This window comes from Nocardioides sp. NBC_00163 (genome assembly GCF_045206295.1).
Lineage (GTDB): Bacteria > Actinomycetota > Actinomycetes > Propionibacteriales > Nocardioidaceae > Nocardioides.
This window is the reverse complement of the sequence record NZ_CP108155.1, coordinates 1,440,717-1,460,817: the sequence shown is the minus strand read 5'-3', so window position 1 is coordinate 1,460,817 and position 20,101 is coordinate 1,440,717. Positions and strand designations below refer to the sequence as shown.

General features: G+C 71.5%; 18 protein-coding genes, 3 pseudogenes and 2 riboswitches. Of the genes and pseudogenes, 8 read left to right on the top strand and 13 right to left on the bottom strand.

The annotated features are described in order from the left end of the window. The first annotated feature begins 3 nt into the window (after positions 1 to 3). A riboswitch (cobalamin riboswitch) is annotated at positions 4 to 69 on the top strand. A 56-nt stretch (positions 70 to 125) separates the two neighbouring features. Both OG801_RS07020 and OG801_RS07015 read left to right on the top strand, forming a co-directional pair. Then, positions 126 to 341: a CbtB-domain containing protein gene (locus tag OG801_RS07020; RefSeq protein WP_406034745.1), complete on the top strand. Its 216-nt coding sequence runs from the start codon at positions 126 to 128 to the stop codon at positions 339 to 341. Then, positions 341 to 1,120: a CbtA family protein gene (locus OG801_RS07015; RefSeq protein WP_406034743.1), complete on the top strand. Its 780-nt coding sequence runs from the start codon at positions 341 to 343 to the stop codon at positions 1,118 to 1,120. The genes OG801_RS07020 and OG801_RS07015 overlap by 1 nt, the downstream gene beginning before the upstream one ends. Positions 1,121 to 1,137: 17 nt before the next feature. On the opposite strand, the gene OG801_RS07010 is transcribed toward OG801_RS07015, so the two are convergent. From OG801_RS07010 to OG801_RS06985, 6 genes and pseudogenes are all read right to left on the bottom strand, one after another. After that, on the bottom strand, positions 1,138 to 1,818 hold the full coding sequence (locus tag OG801_RS07010) for a (2Fe-2S) ferredoxin domain-containing protein (protein ID WP_406034741.1): 681 nt from the start codon (positions 1,816 to 1,818) through the stop codon (positions 1,138 to 1,140). Further along, a pseudogene (locus OG801_RS07005) lies at positions 1,815 to 2,480 on the bottom strand (cobalt-precorrin-6A reductase); the annotation flags it as partial. The pseudogene OG801_RS07005 and the gene OG801_RS07010, both read right to left, overlap by 4 nt. A gap of 252 nt (positions 2,481 to 2,732) precedes the next feature. Further along, positions 2,733 to 4,160, bottom strand: a pseudogene (locus OG801_RS07000) (cobyric acid synthase); the annotation flags it as partial. After that, positions 4,157 to 4,942, bottom strand: a complete 786-nt coding sequence (gene cobF, locus OG801_RS06995; RefSeq protein ID WP_406034739.1) for a precorrin-6A synthase (deacetylating) — start codon at positions 4,940 to 4,942, stop codon at positions 4,157 to 4,159. The pseudogene OG801_RS07000 and the gene cobF, both read right to left, overlap by 4 nt. Continuing rightward, the gene (cobN, locus tag OG801_RS06990; RefSeq protein WP_406034737.1) at positions 4,939 to 8,592 is read right to left on the bottom strand and encodes a cobaltochelatase subunit CobN; all 3,654 of its coding nucleotides are present in this window, start codon (positions 8,590 to 8,592) and stop codon (positions 4,939 to 4,941) included. Before cobN ends, cobF begins: the two co-directional genes overlap by 4 nt. A gap of 33 nt (positions 8,593 to 8,625) precedes the next feature. After that, positions 8,626 to 8,771: riboswitch (cobalamin riboswitch) on the bottom strand. Further along, a complete protein-coding gene (locus OG801_RS06985; RefSeq protein WP_406034735.1) occupies positions 8,749 to 9,309 on the bottom strand; it encodes a GNAT family N-acetyltransferase in 561 nt (186 codons plus the stop codon). Its footprint overlaps the riboswitch before it by 23 nt. On the opposite strand from OG801_RS06985, the gene OG801_RS06980 reads away from it, so the two are divergent. Further along, positions 9,308 to 10,027: an ArsR/SmtB family transcription factor gene (locus tag OG801_RS06980; RefSeq protein ID WP_406034733.1), complete on the top strand. Its 720-nt coding sequence runs from the start codon at positions 9,308 to 9,310 to the stop codon at positions 10,025 to 10,027. The two genes, OG801_RS06985 and OG801_RS06980, sit on opposite strands and share 2 nt — an antisense overlap. Beyond that, positions 10,020 to 10,745 carry an SRPBCC domain-containing protein gene (locus OG801_RS06975; protein WP_406034731.1) on the top strand — a complete coding sequence of 242 codons (726 nt, stop codon included), beginning with the start codon at positions 10,020 to 10,022 and terminating at the stop codon, positions 10,743 to 10,745. Before OG801_RS06980 ends, OG801_RS06975 begins: the two co-directional genes overlap by 8 nt. Here the strand turns inward: OG801_RS06975 and OG801_RS06970 are convergent. Further along, positions 10,727 to 12,160, bottom strand: coding sequence for a phytoene desaturase family protein (locus tag OG801_RS06970; protein WP_406034729.1), 1,434 nt, complete (start codon positions 12,158 to 12,160; stop codon positions 10,727 to 10,729). The genes OG801_RS06975 and OG801_RS06970 overlap by 19 nt on opposite strands. A 192-nt stretch (positions 12,161 to 12,352) precedes the next feature. Between OG801_RS06970 and OG801_RS06965 the strand changes: the two genes are divergently transcribed. Beyond that, positions 12,353 to 12,994: a hypothetical protein gene (locus OG801_RS06965; protein WP_406034727.1), complete on the top strand. Its 642-nt coding sequence runs from the start codon at positions 12,353 to 12,355 to the stop codon at positions 12,992 to 12,994. 22 nt (positions 12,995 to 13,016) lie between these two features. Here OG801_RS06965 and OG801_RS06960 read toward each other — a convergent pair whose 3' ends face one another. The 5 genes and pseudogenes from OG801_RS06960 to pcaH form a co-directional block, all read right to left on the bottom strand. Continuing rightward, the gene (locus OG801_RS06960) at positions 13,017 to 13,358 is read right to left on the bottom strand and encodes a carboxymuconolactone decarboxylase family protein (RefSeq protein ID WP_406036255.1); all 342 of its coding nucleotides are present in this window, start codon (positions 13,356 to 13,358) and stop codon (positions 13,017 to 13,019) included. A 129-nt stretch (positions 13,359 to 13,487) separates the two neighbouring features. Continuing rightward, positions 13,488 to 14,168, bottom strand: a pseudogene (locus OG801_RS06955) (alpha/beta fold hydrolase); the annotation flags it as partial. Next, positions 14,165 to 15,424: a lyase family protein gene (locus OG801_RS06950; RefSeq protein WP_406034725.1), complete on the bottom strand. Its 1,260-nt coding sequence runs from the start codon at positions 15,422 to 15,424 to the stop codon at positions 14,165 to 14,167. The pseudogene OG801_RS06955 and the gene OG801_RS06950, both read right to left, overlap by 4 nt. Before the next feature lie 8 nt (positions 15,425 to 15,432). Continuing rightward, on the bottom strand, positions 15,433 to 15,981 hold the full coding sequence (gene pcaG / locus OG801_RS06945; RefSeq protein WP_406034723.1) for a protocatechuate 3,4-dioxygenase subunit alpha: 549 nt from the start codon (positions 15,979 to 15,981) through the stop codon (positions 15,433 to 15,435). Beyond that, complete coding sequence (gene pcaH / locus OG801_RS06940; protein WP_406034722.1) at positions 15,978 to 16,754, bottom strand: protocatechuate 3,4-dioxygenase subunit beta; 777 nt, start codon at positions 16,752 to 16,754, stop codon at positions 15,978 to 15,980. Before pcaH ends, pcaG begins: the two co-directional genes overlap by 4 nt. Positions 16,755 to 16,825: 71 nt before the next feature. Here pcaH and OG801_RS06935 point away from each other — a divergent pair, with 71 nt between their 5' ends. From OG801_RS06935 to cobS, 3 genes are all read left to right on the top strand, one after another. Continuing rightward, complete coding sequence (locus OG801_RS06935; RefSeq protein WP_406034720.1) at positions 16,826 to 17,569, top strand: IclR family transcriptional regulator; 744 nt, start codon at positions 16,826 to 16,828, stop codon at positions 17,567 to 17,569. Positions 17,570 to 17,732: 163 nt separating this feature from the next. After that, on the top strand, positions 17,733 to 18,782 hold the full coding sequence (cobT, locus tag OG801_RS06930) for a nicotinate-nucleotide--dimethylbenzimidazole phosphoribosyltransferase (protein ID WP_406034718.1): 1,050 nt from the start codon (positions 17,733 to 17,735) through the stop codon (positions 18,780 to 18,782). Next, on the top strand, positions 18,782 to 19,555 hold the full coding sequence (cobS, locus tag OG801_RS06925; protein ID WP_406034716.1) for an adenosylcobinamide-GDP ribazoletransferase: 774 nt from the start codon (positions 18,782 to 18,784) through the stop codon (positions 19,553 to 19,555). The genes cobT and cobS overlap by 1 nt, the downstream gene beginning before the upstream one ends. Here cobS and cobU read toward each other — a convergent pair. Further along, complete coding sequence (gene cobU / locus OG801_RS06920) at positions 19,552 to 20,091, bottom strand: bifunctional adenosylcobinamide kinase/adenosylcobinamide-phosphate guanylyltransferase (RefSeq protein ID WP_406034714.1); 540 nt, start codon at positions 20,089 to 20,091, stop codon at positions 19,552 to 19,554. The two genes, cobS and cobU, sit on opposite strands and share 4 nt — an antisense overlap. Between the last annotated feature and the right edge of the window lie 10 nt (positions 20,092 to 20,101).

Genomic DNA, 20,101 nt, shown 5'->3' with positions numbered 1-20,101 from the left:
TGAGGAAGCCGGTGGAACTCCGGCACAGTCGCGCTACTGTGACACCGCCTCGCGGCGGTGGAGTCAGACCCGAGTGTCCGTCCAACCCCAACGAACAGGGACGCAGGTATCCCTGAGGAGGACATATGTCGCAGCACGCTGTGGCGCCCGTCGCCGGCGCCGACCTTCCCGTCATCCCGCTCCGTGAGCTGGCCCCCTGGGCGCTCTTCTTCGGTCTGCTCGGTCTGCTGGTGCTCTTCTTCATCAGCGCCGACCAGGGCGCCGTCTCGATCCCGTCCGGCACCCTGATCCACGAGTGGGTCCACGACGGTCGTCACCTGCTCGGTTACCCCTGCCACTGATGAGCCCGCGTGCATTTCTCGTACGCGGCCTCCTAGCTGGACTCCTCGCCGGCGTCGTCACCTTCCTGGTGGCGTACGCCGTCGGTGAGCCGCAGGTCGGTGCTGCCATCGCGCTGGAGGAATCGGCCGGCGCCGACGGGCACTCGCACTCCCATGCCGCCGAAGGTGACGAGGGTGGTGAGGAGTCCGCCGAGGTCTCCCGGACCAACCAGAGCACCTGGGGGCTGCTGACCGGCACCCTGGCCGTCGGCGTCGCGCTCGGGGGCATCCTCGGGCTGGTCGCCGCATTCGCTCTCGGGCGGATCGGGCGGCTCACGCCGGGACAGTCGACGGCGCTCGTCACCCTGATCGGGTTCATTGCGGTCGCACTGGTGCCCTTCCTCAAATACCCGGCCACCCCACCGGCGGTCGGCAGCGGCGACACCATCGGCGTCCGCACCGCGGTCTACTTCGCCTTCCAGGCCCTCTCGGTCGTGGCGGCCGTGGTCGTGACGTACGCCGCCGTGCGGCTGCGCGGGCGCTTCGGCACCTATCTCGCCGTGGTTGGCGCGATCGCGGCCTACCTGGTCGTGATGGTCGTCGCCGGGGAGCTGTTCACGACGGTCAACGAGGTCGGGGACTTCCCGGCCGACACGTTGTGGTTCTTCCGACGGGCCTCGCTGATCACGCTCGCCACCATGTGGGGCGTGCTCGGAGTGACACTGACCGGCCTGGTGATCAGGCTGCACGCGGCGGAGCGCGCCGTCGCGGAGCGAAAGGCCCTTGCCGCGAGCCTGTGACCGGCCCACGAGAAGGTTCAGCAGCGGGGGAGGCGGTAGGCCTCCACGGGGCGGCCGTCGGCCAGGTGATCACGCACGATCACCCGGGCGACGGCCGCTTCCACGTTGCCGTACCAGACATCGTCGGGCTGGACGCTGAGCACCGGCGCCTGGTTGCACGGGAACTGGCACCCGGTGTGGGTGATCAGCAGGTCGTCGTCGCCGAGACCGGCCTCCATCGCCCCCAGGATCACGGCCCTGGCGGTCTCCTCCGAGCCCTTCGCGGTGCAGCGTGGGCCGCGGCAGATCAGGACCTGACGTACGTGGTCGGGGACTCGCTCCCAGGCGGGCGAGGTCAGCCCGGGCTCGGTGCCGGTGATCGGCCGGGTCTCGCTGAACGAGTCGGCGAGCTCGTCGCGTGTGGTCGCCAGTCGTGTTGCGATCTGGATCTCGGGGCGGTCCCCGGGCTGCTCACGCCACCAGTGGGCCGCGATCCGGCGCAGCCAGGAGTGGCCGGGGGCGAGCGGGCCGAGGCTGACGCCGGCCAGGGTGATGGTCCAGGCTCCGGAGTCGGCGACCCGGGTCAGTTCGGCAGCGAGCGACGGGCCGCCCATCTGCAGAAAGGCGAGGCTCGCGTCGAGCTCGCCGGCCCAGTCGAGCAGGTCCTGGCGCCGGTCGACGTCGGTCACCGACATCCCGACGACCACCCGGTCGCTCATCCGAGCCCCCGCACCCAGGCCACGGCCTCGGCGACGTCGTCGACCGTACGGACGCCGTCGGCGCCGGCCGGGCGGCGTACGACCACGACGGCCACCCCGAGCTCGGCCGCAGCGGCCATCTTCGGCCAGGTGTAGCTGCCGCCGGAGTCCTTGGTGATGAGTACGTCGGATCCGTGCTCGCGCATCAGCGCGAGCTCGCCCTCGAGGTGGTAGGGCCCACGGCTGGTCAGCAGCGTCCACGGCTCGGGCAGCTCGATCTCGGGCCGGTCGACCACGCGGGCGAGGACCTGGTGCCCGGCGAGCGCCGGGACGAACCGGGCGAGCTCCTGGCGGCCGACCGTGACGAACGGACGCTCTCCGAGGTCGGCGGCGACCTTGGCGGCATCGTCGTGGGTGTCGACGTAGGCCCAGGACGGGTCCGCCGGCCAGCCCGGCCGCTCCAGCCTGAGCAGCGGATGGCCGGTCTGCCTGCAGGCCGCCGCCGCGTTGGCGGACATCCCGCGGGCGAAGGGATGCGTCGCGTCGACGACCGCGTCGAACTGGTCGAGAGCCCCCCTCAGGCCCTCGACCCCGCCGAACCCGCCGATCCGCACCGCTCCCACAGGCAGCCGCGGCCGTGCCACCCGGCCCGCAAGGGAGGAGGTGACGTCGACACCGGCCTCGATCAGTTGCGCAGCGAGCTCGCGGGCCTCGCTCGTGCCGCCGAGGATCAACAGCCTCATCGGGCGCTCCCCTCGCTGGTCGAGCCGCCGCCCTCGCTGGTCGAGCCGCCGGAGCCGCTCGGCGACTGAGCGAAGCGAGGGCGGCGGAGGCGTGTCGAGACCAACACGGTCCGCTGTCGCGCTCGGGGTGAACGTGTTGGTCTCGACACGACGTCGTTCGTCCCTCACGACGTCGGCTCGACCGACGGGGGAGTTAGCGAGGTCGAGCAGCGCGTCGACGTCGAGGTGCTCCTCGACGAGGTCGCCGATCAGGTCCAGGCGGCGCTCGCGGGCGGCCGGGAAGGAGACGGTGGACGGCTCGCGGCCCAGCGTCGCCGCGAGGAACGCGCCGCGCAGCGCGTCGCCCTCCAGACTGCCGTGCCACATGGTCCCGAAGACGTTGCCGGCGCGGGCGCCGCCGAGGAACTCCGATACCCCGTCGCCGCGGGTGATCCGGCCATGGTGGATCTCGTAGCCGCTCGCTTCGACCCCGAGCGCCGACCCGGTGGGCAGGCGGAGGTTCTTGGCGGGGGTGAAGTCGGTGCGTACGTCGAGCAGACCCAGCCCCTCGACCTCGGCGACCGAGCCCTCGACACCGTCGGGATCCGCGATCACACCGCCGAGCATCTGGAAGCCGCCGCAGATCCCGAGGAGCGGGCGGCCGCGGCGTACGTGCTCGGTCAGGGCCACGTCGAGGCCGCGCGAACGGAGCCAGGCCAGGTCGCTGATCGTGGACCGGGTGCCGGGCAGGACGACCAGGTCGGCGTCGGCGATGTCGGCCGGTGAGGAGGCGAAGACGACGTCGAGGTCCGGCTCCAGGCCGAGCGCGTCGACGTCGGTGAAGTTGGAGATCCGGGGGAGGCGTACGACCGCGATCTTGCGGCTGGCGCCGGCTTCCGCACGCCGCCCCTCGAGGTCGAGCGCGTCCTCGGAGTCGAGCCACAGGGACGGCTCCCAGGGGAGAACGCCGAAGACCGGGCGCTGGGTGAGCGACTCCAGCGAGTCGAGTCCGGGCTTGAGCAGCCCGGCGTCGCCACGAAACTTGTTGATCACAAAACCGCTGATCAGAGCCTGGTCTTCGGGCTCGAGGAGCGCCAGGGTGCCGTACATCGCCGCGAACACCCCACCCCGGTCGATGTCGCCGACGACCACGGTCGGCAGCCCGGCATGCCGCGCCAGGCCCATGTTGACGTAGTCGCCGGCCCGCAGGTTGATCTCGGCCGGGCTCCCCGCGCCCTCGGCGACGATCACCTCGAAACGAGAGGCGAGATCGTCGTACGCCGCATGGGCCGCGGTCGCCAGATGCCGGCGCCCGGCCTCCCAGTCGTGCGAGGACACTTCGCCGGCCGGATGCCCCATCAGGACCACGTGGCTGCGGCGGTCGGAGCCGGGCTTGAGCAGCACCGGGTTCATCGACGGCTCCGGGGTGACCCGCGCCGCCAGCGCCTGTACCCACTGCGCCCGGCCGATCTCGGCGGTCGTCCCGTCGGCGGCCTGGCAGACCATCGAGTTGTTGGACATGTTCTGGGCCTTGTAGGGCGCCACCTTGACGCCGCGGCGGGCGAACGCCCGACACAGCCCGGTCGTCACGACCGACTTGCCCGCATCCGAGGTCGTGCCGGCGACCAGCAGGCCGCTCATGCTTTCGGAGCCCGCAGGAGGTAGATGTCCATGACCCAGCCGGACGTCTCGCGCAGCCGGACGCGTGCCTCGTCGATGGCAGGCAGCACCTCGCCGACCGTGCCCGCGACCAGCTCCTCCTCACGGGTGCCGAGGTTGCCGCCCCACCAGATCCGCCAGTCCTCGAGCCCGGGGAGGCCGACGACCCGGTTGAGCATCACCACGAGGTTGTCGTGCCCGGCCTCGACGGCCTCGAGCACGGCGCGGCCGGTGGTGACGTAGAGCGGCCGCCCGACGTCATGGAGGACGAGCCGGTGCCGGGCGGCGAGCAGCTGCACCGAGGAGATCCCGGGGATGACGTCGACCTCGACATCGAGCTGCTCGGAGATCTGGTCGACGACCCGGATCGTGGAGTCGTAGAAGGCCGGGTCGCCCCAGACCAGGAAGCCGACGTCGCCGGGGTGCTCGGCCAGCACGGCGAGATATCGCTCGACCCGGGCCTGGTGCCAGTCGGCGACGGCGGCCCGGTACTCCGCGTCGGTCCCGGTGAACTCCTCACGCCGCTCGCGGGGCGCGTCGGCGACCTTGACCACCCGGGCGGGCTGGTCGAGATGGCGGTCGAGCAGCTGCTCGCGGGCCCGGACCAGCGGGTCGGGCATGCCCTGCTTGACCGTGCCCGACTTGTCGGTGACCAGGAAGAAGTCGACCGACCGCATCGCGGCCACGGCCTCGAGGGTGACCTGGTCGGGGTCACCGGGGCCGACCCCGATGATCTTGATCCGACGCTTGCCAGAAGAACTCATTCCTCCTCCAGATCACCTTCGATGTCGAGATAGATCTCCTGCATCGCCGCGACGAGCTCGGGGTCGGGCGACTCCCACAGCCCGCGCTCGGCAGCCTCGTGCAGCCGCTCGACGATGCCGCGCAGCGCCCACGGGTTCGAGGATCGCATGAACTCCTGGTTGGTCTCGTCCAGGACGTACTCGCGGGCGAGCTTCTCGTACATCCAGTCCTGCACCACGCCGGCGGTCGCGTCGAAACCGAAGAGGTAGTCGACGGTCGCGGCCAGCTCGAAGGCGCCCTTGTAGCCGTGGCGCTGCATCGCCGAGATCCAGCGCGGGTTGACCACCCGGGCCCGGAAGACGCGGTTGGTCTCCTCCTGCAGCGTGCGGGTCTTGATGGCGTCGGGGGAGGTGGAGTCGCCGACGTACGCCTTCGGCTCGCTGCCGGTCAGCGCGCGGACGGTCGCGAGCATGCCGCCGTGGTACTGGAAGTAGTCGTCGGAGTCGGCGATGTCGTGTTCGGCGGAGTCGACGTTCTTGGCGGCGACCTTGATCCGGCGGTAGTTGGCGCGCATGTCGTCGGCCGCCGGGGCGCCGTCGAGGTCGCGGCCGTAGGCGAAGCCGCCCCACGCCGTATAGACGTCGGCGAGATCCTGGTCGGAGCGCCAGTTGCCGGCCTCGATCACCTGCAGGATCCCGGCACCGTACGAACCCGGCTTGGAGCCGAAGATCCGGGACGTCGCGCGGCGCTGGTCGCCGTGATCGGCGAGGTCCTCGAGGGTGTGCGCACGGACGAAGTTGTCGGTGTCCGGCTCGTCGAGGTCGGCCACCATCCGGACCGCGTCGTCGAGCATCGAGACGACATGCGGGAACGCGTCGCGGAAGAACCCGGAGATGCGTACGGTCACGTCGATCCGGGGCCTGCCGAGCTCTTCGAGCGAGATGACGTCGAGGTGCGTGATCCGGCGAGAGGCCTCGTCCCACTCGGGGCGCACCCCGAGCAGTGCGAGCACCTCGGCGACATCGTCGCCGGACGTACGCATCGCGGACGTGCCCCACACCGAGAGCCCGACCGATGTCGGGTAGTCGCCGGTCTCGTCCAGGTAGCGCTGCAGCAGCGAGTCGGCCATCGCCTGCCCGGTCTGCCACGCCAACCGCGACGGCACCGCGCGCGGGTCGACGGTGTAGAAGTTGCGCCCGGTGGGAAGTACGTTGACGAGCCCCCGCAGCGGCGAGCCCGACGGCCCCGCGGGGACGAAGCCACCGTCCAGCGCGTGCAGGACGGCGGACAGCTCGTCGGTCGTCCCGTTCAGTCGCGGCACCACCTGCTCGGCGGCGAACACAAGCACCTGCTGCACGGCCGGGTCGTCGTGGAGCGTCTCGGCGACGGCCGGATCCCAGCCGGCCGCGTCCATCCGCTCCACCAGCCCCCGAGCCTGGGTCTCGATCTCGTCGACCGCTGACCTCCCGGTGGTCGAGCCTGTCGAGACCCCTTCCTTGAGCCCGAGCGCCGCCCGCAGCCCGGGCACGGCACCTCCGACACCGCCCCACACCTGCGCGGCGCGCAGGATCGAGAGCACCAGGTTGACCCGTGCCTCACCCTCGGGCGCGGCGCCCAGGATGTGCAGGCCGTCGCGGATCTGGGCGTCCTTGATCTCGCACAGCCAGCCGTCGATGTGGAGCATGAAGTCGTCGAAGTCGTCGTCCTCGGGCCGCTCCTCCATGCCGAGGTCGCGGTGGAGCTCGGCGGCCTTCATCAGCTGCCAGATCTCGCCGCGGATGGCGGGCAGTTTGGCCGGGTCCATGGACGAGATCCGGTCGTACTCCTCCATCAGCGACTCCAGCCGCGCGATGTCGCCGTAGGACTCCGCGCGCGCCATCGGCGGCACCAGGTGGTCGATGATCGTGGCGTGCGCGCGGCGCTTCGCCTGGGCACCCTCGCCGGGGTCGTTGACCAGGAACGGGTAGATCAGCGGCATGTTGCCGATGGCCGCATCCGGGCCGCAGGACGCCGAGAGCGCGGCGTTCTTGCCGGGCAGCCACTCCATCGAGCCGTGCTTGCCGAGATGGACCACGGCGTCGGCGCGGAAGCCGTGCTCGAGCCAGCGGTAGGCACCCAGGTAGTGGTGCGACGGCGGCAGGTCCGGGTCGTGGTAGATCGCGACCGGGTTCTCGCCGAACCCGCGCGGCGGCTGGATCAGGATGACGATGTTGCCGGCCTGGAGCGTGGCCAGCACGAGCTCACCCGAGTCGTTGACGAACAGGCTCCCCGGCGTCGGCCCCCAGGTCTCGACCATCTGTTCGCGCAGGTCAGCCGGGAGATCCGCAGTCCACTTGTCGTAGTCGGCCTTCGAGATGCGGACGTGGGCGTCGGTGAGCTGGGCGTTGGTCAGCCACTCCTCGTCCTGGCCACCGGCCGCGATCAGCGCGTGGATCAGCGCGTCGCCGGCGGCGGTGTCGCCCTCCTCGGCGGCGACGGAGTCGAGGATGCGTACGACCTCGTTGTCCTGCCCCAGGTCGTAGCCCTCCTCGCGGAGCCGGCGCAGCATCCGGATCGCGGAGACCGGGGTGTCCAGACCGACCGCGTTGCCGATCCGGGAGTGCTTGGTGGGGTAGGCGGAGAGCACCAGGGCGAGGCGCTTGTCCGGGTTGGGCGTGTGCCGCAGGCGCGCGTGGTTGACCGCGATCCGGGCGACCCGCGCGGTGCGCTCGGGGTCGGCGACGTAGTGGGGGAGACCCTGCTCGTCGAGCTCCTTGAAGGAGAACGGGGCGGTGATGATCCGCCCGTCGAACTCGGGGATCGCGATCTGGTTGGCCGAGTCGAGCGGCGTGACGCCGTCGTCGGAGACCTCCCACTCCGCGCGCGAGCTGGTCAGGCACAGGCCCTGCAGCACCGGGATGTCGAGCGCCGCCATCCGCTCCACGTCCCAGGCCTCGTCCTCGCCACCGGCGCTCGCCGAGGCAGGCACGGAGCCACCGGCCGCGAGCACGGTCACGATCAGCGCGTCGAGGGTGCCGAGCGCCTCGTAGAGGTCATCGGGGGCCGAGCGGAGGGAACCCGCGAAGACGGGTACGCCGGTGGCCGCGCCGGTCGCGTCGATGGCGTCGGCCAGCGCGTGGGCGAACGCGGTGTTCCCGCTGGTCTCGTGGGCGCGGTAGTAGAGCACCCCGATGCGCGGCTTCCCGCTGGTCGAGCCGCCGGAGCCGCTAGGCGGAGGCGTGTCGAGACCAACACGGTCAGCAAACCCCCAGGCCGGGACGGAGGCCGGCGGCTCGAACCCGAAGCCGGTCAGCAGGACCGTGTCGGAGAGGAACGCGTGCAGCTGGGCCAGGTTGCCCGGCCCGCCTTCGGCGAGATAGCGGTGAGCCTCGGCGGCGACACCCATCGGAACGGTGGAGTGCTCCATCAGCTCGGCGCTCGGCTGCTGCTCGCCGCCGAGGACCACGACCGGCGTGCCGCGCTCCTTGACGGCGCTCAGGCCGTCCCACAGGTCGGTGGGCGAGCCGAGGAGCCGGAAGACGACCAGGTCGGCGTCGGCCACGACCTGCTCCAGATCGGTCGCTCGCGACGGGTTCGCCCAGGCGTACTCGGCGCCGCTGGCACGGGCCGAGAGCAGGTCGGTGTCCGAGGTGGACAGAAGGGCGATGCGTACGCGTGCAGAGTCGGCCATGCCGAGTTCCTCCTAGGGGTTCTCGCCCCGTCGATCGGTCGGATAGCCCGCGGCCAGTGTCTGGCTGTGTCCGTGCCCAGAAGCTGTACGGACGTCACAGTGGCGGAACCGCCCCGGACTCTCACCGGGTTCCTGCGCCACGAGCGTGCTCGCAGCCTACCCCGCGTGGCGCGCGAGCCAGGTCTCGCGGGTGACCTCGTACTCGACCTCGCCGTCGGCGTGCCCGGCGAGCGGTTCGTCGAAGGTCTCGTGGAAGGCGCGTACGAAGCTCATCCCGACGGAGACCATGGTCGCGCGGGACGCCTCGTTGACGGCCATCGTCTGCGCGATCACCCGATCGATCCCGAGGTCCTCGAACCCGTGGCGGAGCAGCTCGAGCGAGCCTTCCTTCGCATAGCCCTTGCGCCACTGGCGTTGCGGGAGCCGGTAGCCCAGCTCGGCGGCATCGGTGCGCGGCGGGTTGTCGGGCGGCTCGAACATGTAGAGCCCGACGGCCTCACCGGCCGCGTACCCGATCCACTTGCCCAGCGCCTCCGTCTCCTTCGCCACCCGGATCCACTTGTGCATCCGCTCCTCGGTCTCCTCCGGCCTGAGCGCGCGGGTGAACAGATGGCGGAGCACCACGGGGTCCGAGTTGAGCTCGACGAGGAACGGCAGATGCTCCTCGGAAAGCGGGACCAGGTCGAGGCGCTCGGTGCGCAGACGGGCTTGCGGCATGGGCCAGACGTTAGCCAGGACGTACGTCGGTGGCACCTGGTTTCTGGGGCAATCACCTCAATTGACAAATCTGTTTGTCAATTGCATCCTGGATCTTGTGAGCAACGGCATCATCTATGTCGACGAGCCGGACCGGGTGGCCGCGGCGCTGTCGCCTATTCGTCGGCAGCTTCTCGGTCACCTGCAGGAGCCGACGTCTGCTACCCAGCTCGCCGCCTTGCTCGAGCTGCCTCGCCAGCGGGTGAACTACCATCTGCGGGCGCTCGAGTCGGCCGGGTTGGTGGAGCTGGTCGAGGAGCGGAAGCGCCGCGGATTCGTCGAGCGGATCGTGCGTGCGAAGCCGGGTGCGATCGTGGTCGACCCATCCGTGATGGGCCGCGGATCCGAGTCTGCTGAGAGCGCCGGGCGGATCATGGACCAGTTCGCCGCCGACCACCTGGTCGGGGTCGCGGCAGCCACCGTGCGGGATGTGGCCCGTATGCAGGTCAAGGCAGACGAGCAGGGCAAGCGCCTGCTCACGTTCACGATCGAGGCCGCCGTGCGCTTCGCTGACGCCGCCGACGTGCACAGATTCACCGAGGAGCTGACCGAAGTGCTGCGGCGTACGGCCGAAAGCTTCGACAGCCCGACCGGTCGTCAGTACCGCGTGGTCATCGGCGGGCATCCCGCCCCGGCCGCGGTGACCGAACCGTCCGAACAGGAGCAGAGTGATGAATGACATTCAGCGCGGCGAGACGCCGCGGATCGAGGTCACCGCGTCGGCCTCGGCCGATGCCGCGTGGCAGGCGCTGCGGGATCCGGCCGCCATCCGACAGTGGCACGGCTGGGACACCGATGAGGCCGAGGCCGAGATCGACTCGATCTACTTCACCGACGTCGTCGAGGAGGCCGACCGGCGCACACTGGTCGTCAACGGCGGCGACGAATTCGAGATCCAGCCGGACGGCGACGGCGTCCGAATCACGCTGACTCGTGCGCCGTTGTCCGGCAACCCGGACTGGGACGCGTACTACGATGATGTCACCGAGGGATGGACGTCGTTCATGCATCAGCTTCGGTTCGCGCTCGAGCGCCGGCCCGGCATGACGCGCCGCACGCTGTTCTTCGCCGATCGCGGCACCTACTCGGGCACCGTCATCGAGCGGATCGGCCTCGACGCTGTCGCCGGGCAGCCCCGGGGCAGCCGCTACACAGCGACGATCGCCGGCGAGGACGTGGCCGGCGAGGTGTGGTTCCGCTCGACGCGCCAGCTGGGCGTGACGGTCGACGCATGGGGCGAGGGCCTGCTGGTGATCGCCGGCACGGCGCCGTCGGACGCCGACCCGGCCGGCACGTCGATGGCCATCCTCAGCACGTACGGCCTCGACGGCGCCGACTTCGGGCAGCTCGACACGAGGTGGGCCGGCTGGTGGGCCGATCACCGGGCGGGGGAGTGATCCTCCGCGGCCAGGTGGCGGAGAGCTCGGTGGGCGGCGTGATAGCCGCACATGCCGTGGACGCCGGCGCCGGGCGGGGTGGCGGCGGAGCAGAGGAACATGCCGGGGATGCCGGTGTCGTAGCCGGCGAGGGTGGGCCGGACGATGAGCTGGCGAAGGGTGTTGGCGCCGGTTGAGATGTCACCGCCGACGTAGTTGAGGTTGTACGCCGCGTAGTCGGCCGGTGTGGTGACGTGCGTCGCCATGATCTGATCGCGGAAGCCGGGGGCGAAGCGCTCGATCTGGGCCAGCACCGCGTCGGTGGCGTCGCCCTCGTAGCCGTGCGGGACCTGCGCGTAGGCCCAGACCGGGTTGAGGTCTCCCGCCGAACGGGACGGGTCCGCGACGTACTGCTGACCGAGCAGCACGAACGGACGCTCCGGCATCCTGCCTGCCGCGATCTCCCGCTCGCTGGTCGCCACCTCGGCGATCGTCCCGCCGAGATGGACGGTGCCGGCGCGGCCGACCTCCGGGTCCCGCCACGGGATCGGCCCGCGGACCGCGAGGTCGAGCTTGTACGCCGCGGGGCCGTGCTGCCACCTCCGCATCGCCCGGCGCGGCCGCTCGGGGAGGGCGGAACCGGCGATGTCGGCGAAGCCGCCCGGACTGGTGTCGAACAAGGTGACATCGGCGTCCGGAAGGTCGGCGAGGTTGCGGACGGTGGTGCCGGTGACGATGGTGCCGCCCAGCTCCTCGAGCCGCTCGGCCATGGCGAGGGTGATCGCGTGGGAGCCGCCCTCGGCGACCGGCCAGCCGTAGCGATGCCCGCTGACAACCAGCATGGTGCCCACGGCGGCCGTGCCCGGACGGTCCAGCGGCTGGAACGCGTGCGCCGCGCATCCGGCGAAGAGGCCCTTCGCCGTCTCCTCGCGGAAGGCCCGCGCGAGCACGGTGGCCGGTGGCGCTGCGCGCATCCCGAAGCCGGCCAGGCGGAACGGATGCCGGGGGAGTCGCACCATCGGACCGAGGACGTGGTCCGAGATCGCGTCCCAGCCGCGTACGACCGGGCCGAACACCTGCTGCCAGCGCTGTCCGTCGGCACCCAAGCCTGCGGCCGTCTCCTCGACGGAACGGTGCAGGAGCGCTGCCGTGCCTGTGTCGAGCGGATGGGCGAGCTCGACCTCGAGAAAACGCCAGGTCAGGCCGTACTTCTCCAGCTCGAGGCCGCGGAGGAACGGTGAGGCCAGGCCGAGCGGATGGATCGCCGAGCAGATGTCGTGGCGCAGCCCCGGCAGGGTCAGCTCGGCGGTGCGCGTCCCACCGCCGACGGTCTCCGCGGCTTCGACGACCGTGACCTTCACGCCCTGCTGCGCGAGCACGATCGCAGCCGCCAGGCCGTTGGGCCCGGCGCCGACGACGGTTGCGGTGGACGACATCAGGACACAGCCTGACGCCTTGTCGCGGCCGCGACAAGCGACACAGGCGTACGTAGAACTGCGTAGGTCGATGCCGCGTCCGACCGGACGCCCGGCCGGAGCGACAGCGGAAGGCTCGAGTCATCCCATCCGAGCAAGCGAGGAGATTCGAGAATGTCCACGTCGACCACGTCTTCACAGGCAGCTACAGCCGTGTCCCGCTCTGCCCACAACCGGGCGATCGCAGGGGCTGCGGTCTTCCTGGTCGCCTACCTGGCGGTGAGCCCGGTGGCGGGCATGTTCGCCACCGGCGACATCCCGCTACCGACCGATCCCGGCGAGCAGATCAAGGCCTTCCTGGTCGCCAACCCGCTCGCGGCGATCTCCGGAGCGATCCTGCAAGCCGTCTCGGTCATCGGCTTCGCGGTCTTCGCCCGCGTCGTGGTGCCGATGACCGGCAACCGCGCCCTGGGCGTGGTCGCCGGCATCTCGGTGGCCGCGATGCTGGTGTCCTCGGTGATCACCCTTGTCTCCGCGGTGTTCGCGGCCGACCTCTCCGCCGACACCCTCGCGACGCTTCGCCTCACCGGCTTCTACGCCGGCGGCGTGGTGAACGTGACCACGCTCGGCTTCGTCGCCTTCGCCGCCTCGCGTCAGCTCGTCCGCATCGGCGCGGTGGGGAGGGGCACCGCGATCCTCGGGTACGTCGTGGGCACGCTGTCGATGCTGTCGGTGATCTCCCTCGCCGTCTACTACGCCAACCTCTTCCTGCCGCTGGGCCGGGTGGGGTCGATGGTGTGGACGCTCGTCGCGGCGATCGTGCTGATGCGGCGTACTGGAAGGTCGGCGAAGTGAGAGTCCGGACCGCGGTTCGGACTCAGTCGTTCAGGACGCGGTTGGCGACGGCGAAGGCGGTGTTGGCGGCGGGTACGCCGACGTAGATCGAGGTCTGCAGGAGCACCTCGATGATCTCCTCGCGGGTCAGCCCGTTGGTGAGCGCGGCGCGGAGATGGAACTCGAGCTCGTCGAAGTGGCGGCCGGCGACCAGGGCGGTGAGGACGCCGATCGAGCGGTCCCGGCGGGCGAGGCCGGGGCGGGTCCAGATCGTGCCCCAGGCGTAGCGCGTGATCAGGTCCTGGTAGTCGCGGTTGATGTCGGTGATCGCGGCGGTGGCCCGGTCGACGTGGGCGTCACCGAGCACCTGGCGGCGTACGTTCATCCCGCCCGCGTAGGCCGGGTCGGATGCCGTCACGTGGGAGGTGACCAGGCTGGAGACGGCGTGCGGTGCCTCGGCGGGAGCGAGGTGGCCGACGGCGTCGAGGGTGACGAGCCGCCCGTTGCGCACCCCGACGGCGATCTCCTCGAGCGAGGCCGGCGGGGTCGGGGCGTCGTCGACACCCGCGATCGCCAGGACCGGGGCGGCGATCTCGGCGAGCCGGCCGCGGACGTCGTACGCCGCCAGCGCATCACAGACCAGCGCGTAGCTCTCCGCGTCGGCGTCGCGCAGCGAGTGGAGCAGGGCGCCGCCCCGGGCGGGCTCGCGCTCGAGGAAGCCGGGGGCGAACCAGCGCTGGGTGGAGCCGGCGACCTGTGAGGCGGTGCCTGCGGCGCGTACGGTCTTCGCGCGGTCGTTCCAGCCCTCCGGCTCGCCGATCTTGGCGCCGGTGTTGGTGAGCACCGCGGCGCTCACCCGGGTGGGTGCGTCGAGCAGGAGCTGGAGGCCGACGGCGCCGCCGACCGAGTCGCCGGCGTAGGCGAAGGTGCCGTGGCGCTCGCCGCGGTCGGTGAGGACCCGGTCGATGCAGGCGAGCACGCCCGCGGCGAGGTCGGCCATCGAGAAGGCGTCGGAGGTGGGGGTGCCGTGGCCGTGGCCCGGGAGCTCCCAGCCGATGACGTGGAAGCTGTCCGCGAGCAGCTCGGCGGTGGCGGCCCAGAGCGCGGTCACCGAGGTGCCGAGGGACGGGCCGACGACCAGGATCGGCTTGCTCGGGTCTCCGGCCAGCTCGACGGGGGTGATCCTCGGCGTCATGAAAGGTCCTTCCAGATTTCGTGGGCGCGGGCGAGGGTGGTGTCGATGAGGGCGTCCGCGGCGCCGAGATAGTCGTCGAGTCCGGCGGCGGCCTCGGTCCCGGCGAGGATCTCGCCGCCCACGAAGCCGGTCAGCGACCGCTGCTCGGCCAGCAGGTCCGCGCCCGCGGCTTCGGCGGTGGCGCGCATCCGGGCCGCGTCGACGCGGAGCCCGGCGAGAAGCTCGGTGGTCTGCGAGGCGGCGACGGCGCTGCGACGGGCGAGGGTCTGCAGGGTCTCCCACTCGACGTGCCAGGCGCCGTCGGGACGCTCGTCGACGTACGTCGCGGCGGCGGTGTGGAGCGTCGAGGCCAGCGGGGGAGCGGCGAGCGCGTGGCGGCGGATGAGGACCGAGAGTACCGGGTTGGACTTGTGCGGCATGGTCGAGGAACCGCCGCGCCCCGCGCCGGCCGGCTCGGCGAGCTCGCCGATCTCCGGGCGGGTGAGCAGGGTGACGTCGGTGGCGATCCGGCCCCAGGTGTCGGCCGCGGTGACCAGCGCGTCGGCGGCCGCGGTCAGCGGGGCGCGGTTGGTGTGCCAGGGGACTCGCGGGGTCAGCCCGAGCGTGGTCGCCGCGGTCGCGGCCGCCTCTTGTGCGGCGGTCACGGGATCGCCGAGACCGCGGAGCCGGGCCAGACCGACGACCGCCGCCAGGGTGCCGGCCGCGCCTCCGATCTGTGCGGGCAGGGACGTACGCGTCCGGCGCAGGGCCTCGGCGGCGTCGCTCAGGCCGGAGAGCCAGGTCGCGGCCTTGAGCCCGAAGGTGATCGGCACCGCGTGCTGGGTCAGGGTGCGGCCGGACATCACCGTGGCGCGGTGGTGCCGGGCGAGACCGGCCAGCGAAGCGGCCTGCGCGGCGAGCTCGTCCTCGACCCGGTCGAGAACGTCGGCGAGACAGAGCACGAGCGCGGTGTCGACCACGTCCTGGCTGGTCAGGCCCTTGTGGACCCATCGGGCGGCCTCACCGTCGAGCCGGCCACGCAGCAGCTTCACGAGTCCGATGACGGGGTTGCCCCCGGCCTCAGCACCCTCGGCGAGCACTGGGACGTCGTCCGCGGAGACCAGGCCGGCCAGGGGCGTACGTGCTTCCTCCGGGGCGATCCTGGAGGACGCGACAGCGGCCAGCCAGGCCTCCTCGACCCGCACCATCGCGGCGAGGTAGGCGGCCTCGGAGAAGAAATCCCCGGCGCGCTCCTCGCCTGGCCACAGCAGTGACATTCGGCTCCTCAGCGGTAGGTGAGAAAGGTGGTCTCGCGGTCGCCCTGGAGGTGGATGTCGAATCGCAAACCGGTTGCGTCCGCGGTTGCCACCAGCGTCGCACGCTCGTCTTCGGACAGCGACACCAGCAGGGGATCGCCGGCGTTGGCCGGGTGCTCGGGCAGGTAGATCCGGGTGTGCAGCTTGTCGAGCAGACCGCGGGCGAAGACGGTGAGCGCGAAGAAAGGTGCCGAGCCCTCTGCGGACGCACCCGGGAGCACCGTCGAGAACGTGTAGTGGCCGTTCAGGTCGGTGTCGGCGCGGCCCCAGCCGGTGAACGTCCAACCGTCGCGGTGCAGCGACCCCTCGGCCTGCGGGACGTTGCCCTCGGCGTCGGTCTGCCAGATCTCGAGGAGGGCGTCGGGGATCGGGTTGCCGGCGCCGTCGTAGACCCAGCCGTGCAGCCGGATCGAGCCGGGGCTGCCGGGCGGGACCAGGTCGGCGTCACCCTCGTAGGGGAGCGCGTAGCCGAAGAAGGGGCCGATCGTCTGGCCTGGCGTGGGGATGGCGGTGCTCACAGGTCGCCCTCCTCGGGCTCGGTCCAGGTGCGGCTCGGGCCGGTCAGGACGATGTCCCAGTTGTAGCCCATCGAGTACTCGGGGGTGGAGAGGTCGTGGTCGTACGTCGCCACCAGGGCATCACGAGCCTTCTGGTCCGTGATCGACTGGTAGATCGGGTCGAGCGCGAAGAGCGGGTCGCTGGGGAAGTACATCTGCGTGATCAGCCGCTGCGTGAACGCGCGGCCGAAGAGCGAGAAGTGGATGTGCGCCGGCCGCCAGGCGTTGATGTGGTTGCCCCACGGGTAGGGGCCGGGCTTGATCGTCTGGAACCGGTAGCGCCCCTCGGAGTCGGTGATGCAGCGGCCGACGCCGGTGAAGTTGGGGTCGAGCGGCGCCGGGTGCTGCTCGCGCTTGTGGATGTAGCGGCCCGCCGAGTTGGCCTGCCAGATCTCCACGAGCTGGTTGCGCACAGGACGCCCCTCGCCGTCGGTCACCCGGCCGCTGACCGTGATCCGCTCGCCGATCGGCTCGTTGCTGCCGGCGATGGTCAGGTCCGCCTCGAACGGGTCCACGTCGGAGTTCCCGAAGCACGGGGCCCACAGCTCGATGGTCTCGGGGTCGGCATGGCGCGGGTCCTTGGTGGGATGGCGCAGGATGCTGGACCGGTAGGGCGGGTAGTTCAGCAGAGGCTGACGTACGTTCTGGCCCGCGGAGTCGGCCTCGAGCTTGGCGATCTCGGCCGAGAGGTCGGCCTGAGTCTCGACTGGTTGTTTCTTGGTGGGCGCTGTCACGCTCCGAACGCTAGGTGCCGGAGGCGTACGATGAAAGCGCGGACTTCCGCTGAGCGAAAGAGGTGGGCGAGATGGCCGGAGGCAGTGGAGGCCGCACGGTCGCCTCCCGCGTCCTCGGCCTCATCGGCGCCTTCGACGCCGGTCATCGCCGCCTCACGCTGAGCGAGCTCGCGGCCCGCGCGGACATCTCCCTCCCGACCGCCCACCGCCTGGTCGCCGAGCTGGTCGAGTGGGGTGCTTTGGTGCGCGGCGAGGACGGGACGTACGCCGTCGGCCGTCGGCTCTGGGACGCCGGCCTGCTCGCCCCGGTCGCCACCGATCTGCGCTCGGTCGCAGCCCCGTTCCTCCACGATCTCTTCGGCGCGACCCTGGAGACGGTCCATCTGGCCGTTCGCGAGGACGACCACGTGCTCTACCTCGAGACGCTCCGCGGCACCCGCAACGTACCCATCGTCTCCTCGGTCGGCTCGCGCCTGCCGATGTACTCCACCGGCGTCGGCAAGGTGCTCCTGGCCCATGCGCCCGAGGACGTACGCAACCGGGTGCTGGCCAGCCCGCTCAAGCCGTTCACCCGCCACACCATCACCACCCCTGGCCTGCTGCGGCGCCAGCTCGACCGGGTGATCTCCGAGGGCTATGCGACCACCGCCGAGGAGATGACCCTCGGCGCCTGCTCGGTCGCGGTCCCGATCGCCACCGGCTCCGGGGTCGTCGGCGCCCTCGGCATCGTCGTCTCCGACCTCCGCCGCAACCGCCTCCGCCTCGTCTCCGCACTCAAGGTCGCCGCCCAGGGCGTCTCCCGCGCCCTCCCATAGCTGCCCCGCTGGTCGAGCCGCCGGAGCCGCTAGGCGGAGGCGTGTCGAGACCAACACAGTCGACTCGAGCGCCGCCGGAACCGTGTTGGTTTCGACACGCTCGCTGGCGCTCGCGGCTCAACCAGCGAGATCGGACGGCGACCGCGTGAGGTACCTTGCGCGGGTGACGATCCAGACCCCGAACGAAGATGTACGCCTCGCTGCCGCCGAGCGGCTGGGCGCACTGGCGACGCCGCCGGGAGCCTTGGGCCGCCTCGGAGAGCTGGCGGTCTGGGTGGCCGCGTGCCAGGGCGAGGTGCCGCCGCGGCCGGTCGACAACGTACGACTCGTGATCTTCGCCGGCGACCACGGCGTCGCCCAGCACGGGGTCTCGGCGTTCCCGCCCGCGATCACGGGCGCGATGGTGCGTACGTTCCTGGGCGGTCGGGCCGGAGTCAGCGCGCTCGCGAAGGCGCACGGCGTACAGGTCCGGGTGCTCGACCTCGGCGTCGACGAGGAGTTTCCGGACCTCGACGAGGCCACCCGGGAGGCGCTGACCCAGCACAAGATCCGGCGAGGGAGCGGCGCGATCCACCTCGAGGACGCGCTGAGCGCCGAGGAGACCCGGGCCGCGCTGGAGGCCGGCGCTGCGGTGGCGCGCGAGGAGATCGCTGCCGGAGCCCAGCTGCTGATCAGCGGCGACATGGGCATCGGCAACACCACGCCCGCGGCGGCGATGGTGGCCGCCGGGCTCGGGCTGCCGGCGAGCGAGGTCACCGGTCGTGGGACCGGCATCGGCGACGATGCGCTGCGGACCAAGACCGACGTCATCACCGCGGCCCTCGACCGTGCCGGTGAGCGCGCCGGCGACCCGATCGAGACCCTCGCCGCGCTCGGCAGCGCCGACCTCGCCGCGACGACCGGCTACCTTCTCGAAGCCGCCCGCAGCGGCACCCCGGTCCTTCTCGACGGCCTGATGAGCGTCGCCTGTGCCCTCACCGCCGACAGGATCGAACCCGGCGCCGCGACGTGGTTCGCCGCCGGACACCGCTCGACCGAGCCCGCCCAGTCGATGGCCCTGGAGAAGCTCGGCCTGGAGCCGCTGCTCGACCTCGACCTGCGGCTCGGCGAAGGCTCCGGCGCCGTCGCCGCCGTGCCGGTCGTACGCAGTGCCGTCGCCCTGCTGCGCGACGTCGCACTGCTCTCCGAGCTCGCTCCGGGAGATCCTGCCTGATGCTCGTGCGGGACGCCTGGCGTCTCGCGGTCGGCACGCTGACCGCGATGCCCGTGCCTCCTCCTGAGCACGTCGATCGCCGTCGTGCCGCGATGGCGATGGCGGTGGCGCCGTTGGCGGCGTTGCCGCTCGCGCTGGGGGCCGCCGCTATCGCACTCCTGGGGCAGCTCACCGGGCTACCGCACCTGGTCACCGCCCTCCTCGCGATCGGCGTCGTGGTCGTCGGCAACCGGGCCCTCCATCTCGACGGTCTCGCCGACACGGTCGACGGCATGGCCGCCTCCTATGACCGCGAGCGCTCGCTGGCGGTCATGAAGACCGGCACCTCCGGCCCCGCCGGCGTCACCGCGATCGTCCTCGTCCTCGGTCTCCAGGTGGCGGCACTCGCCTCGCTGCTGGAAGGGGAGGTCGTACGCACCTCGGTTCTCGCAGCTGTCGCCGTCTGCGCCTCGCGCGCGGCCTTGGCGCTGTGTTGCACTCGCGGTATCAGGCCGGCACGCGAGGACGGGTTAGGGCGTACGTTCACCCAGACCCTGTCACCCCTCGTCACCGTCCTCGTCTGGACCGTCGTCGCGGCCGCCCTCGCCGGCGCCGGCGCCTGGGCCGGTCTGCCTTGGTGGCGAGGAGCCCTCGCCGCTGCCGTTGCTGCAGCCGTCGTCGGCGCGGTCATCCTGCGGGCGATCCGGCGGTTCGGGGGAGTGACCGGCGACGTCTTCGGTGCCGCCGTCGAGGCGGCGCTGGCGACCATCCTGGTCACCCTGAGCACCGGTTAGAGCTTCAGGACCCGTCCGGCGATGACGAGATGCACCTCGTCGCACGCCGCGGCCAGCCGCTGGTTGACCAGCCCGAGCAGGTCGCGGAAGAGGCGGCCTGATCGATGGGCCGGCACGACCCCGAGCCCGACCTCGTTGGTCACCAGCACCACATCGCCGCCCTGCTGATCCAGCACGGCGGCCGCGTCCTCGACCAGCGCCGAGACCGCCGCGGTCGCCATCTCCGACGTGGCCTCCCACAGTTGGCGGGAATCCATGACGGCCGTGAGCCAGGTACCCAAGCAGTCCACCATCACCGCGTCGCCGTTGGTCAGCCCCTCGGCCAGCGCCCCCGTGAGATCCCGAGACTCGACCGTACGCCACCCCTCCGGCCGCCGAGCCCGATGCGAGGCCAGCCGCGCAGCCCAGTCAGGATCCGGCTCCTCCTCGACCGTCGGCCCCGGCGCGACGTACGCCACCGAAGGCGCGGCTGCGAGCAGCGACTCAGCATGCCGCGACTTCCCCGAGCGCACCCCGCCTGTCACCAGAATCCTCACCAGGCCAGTC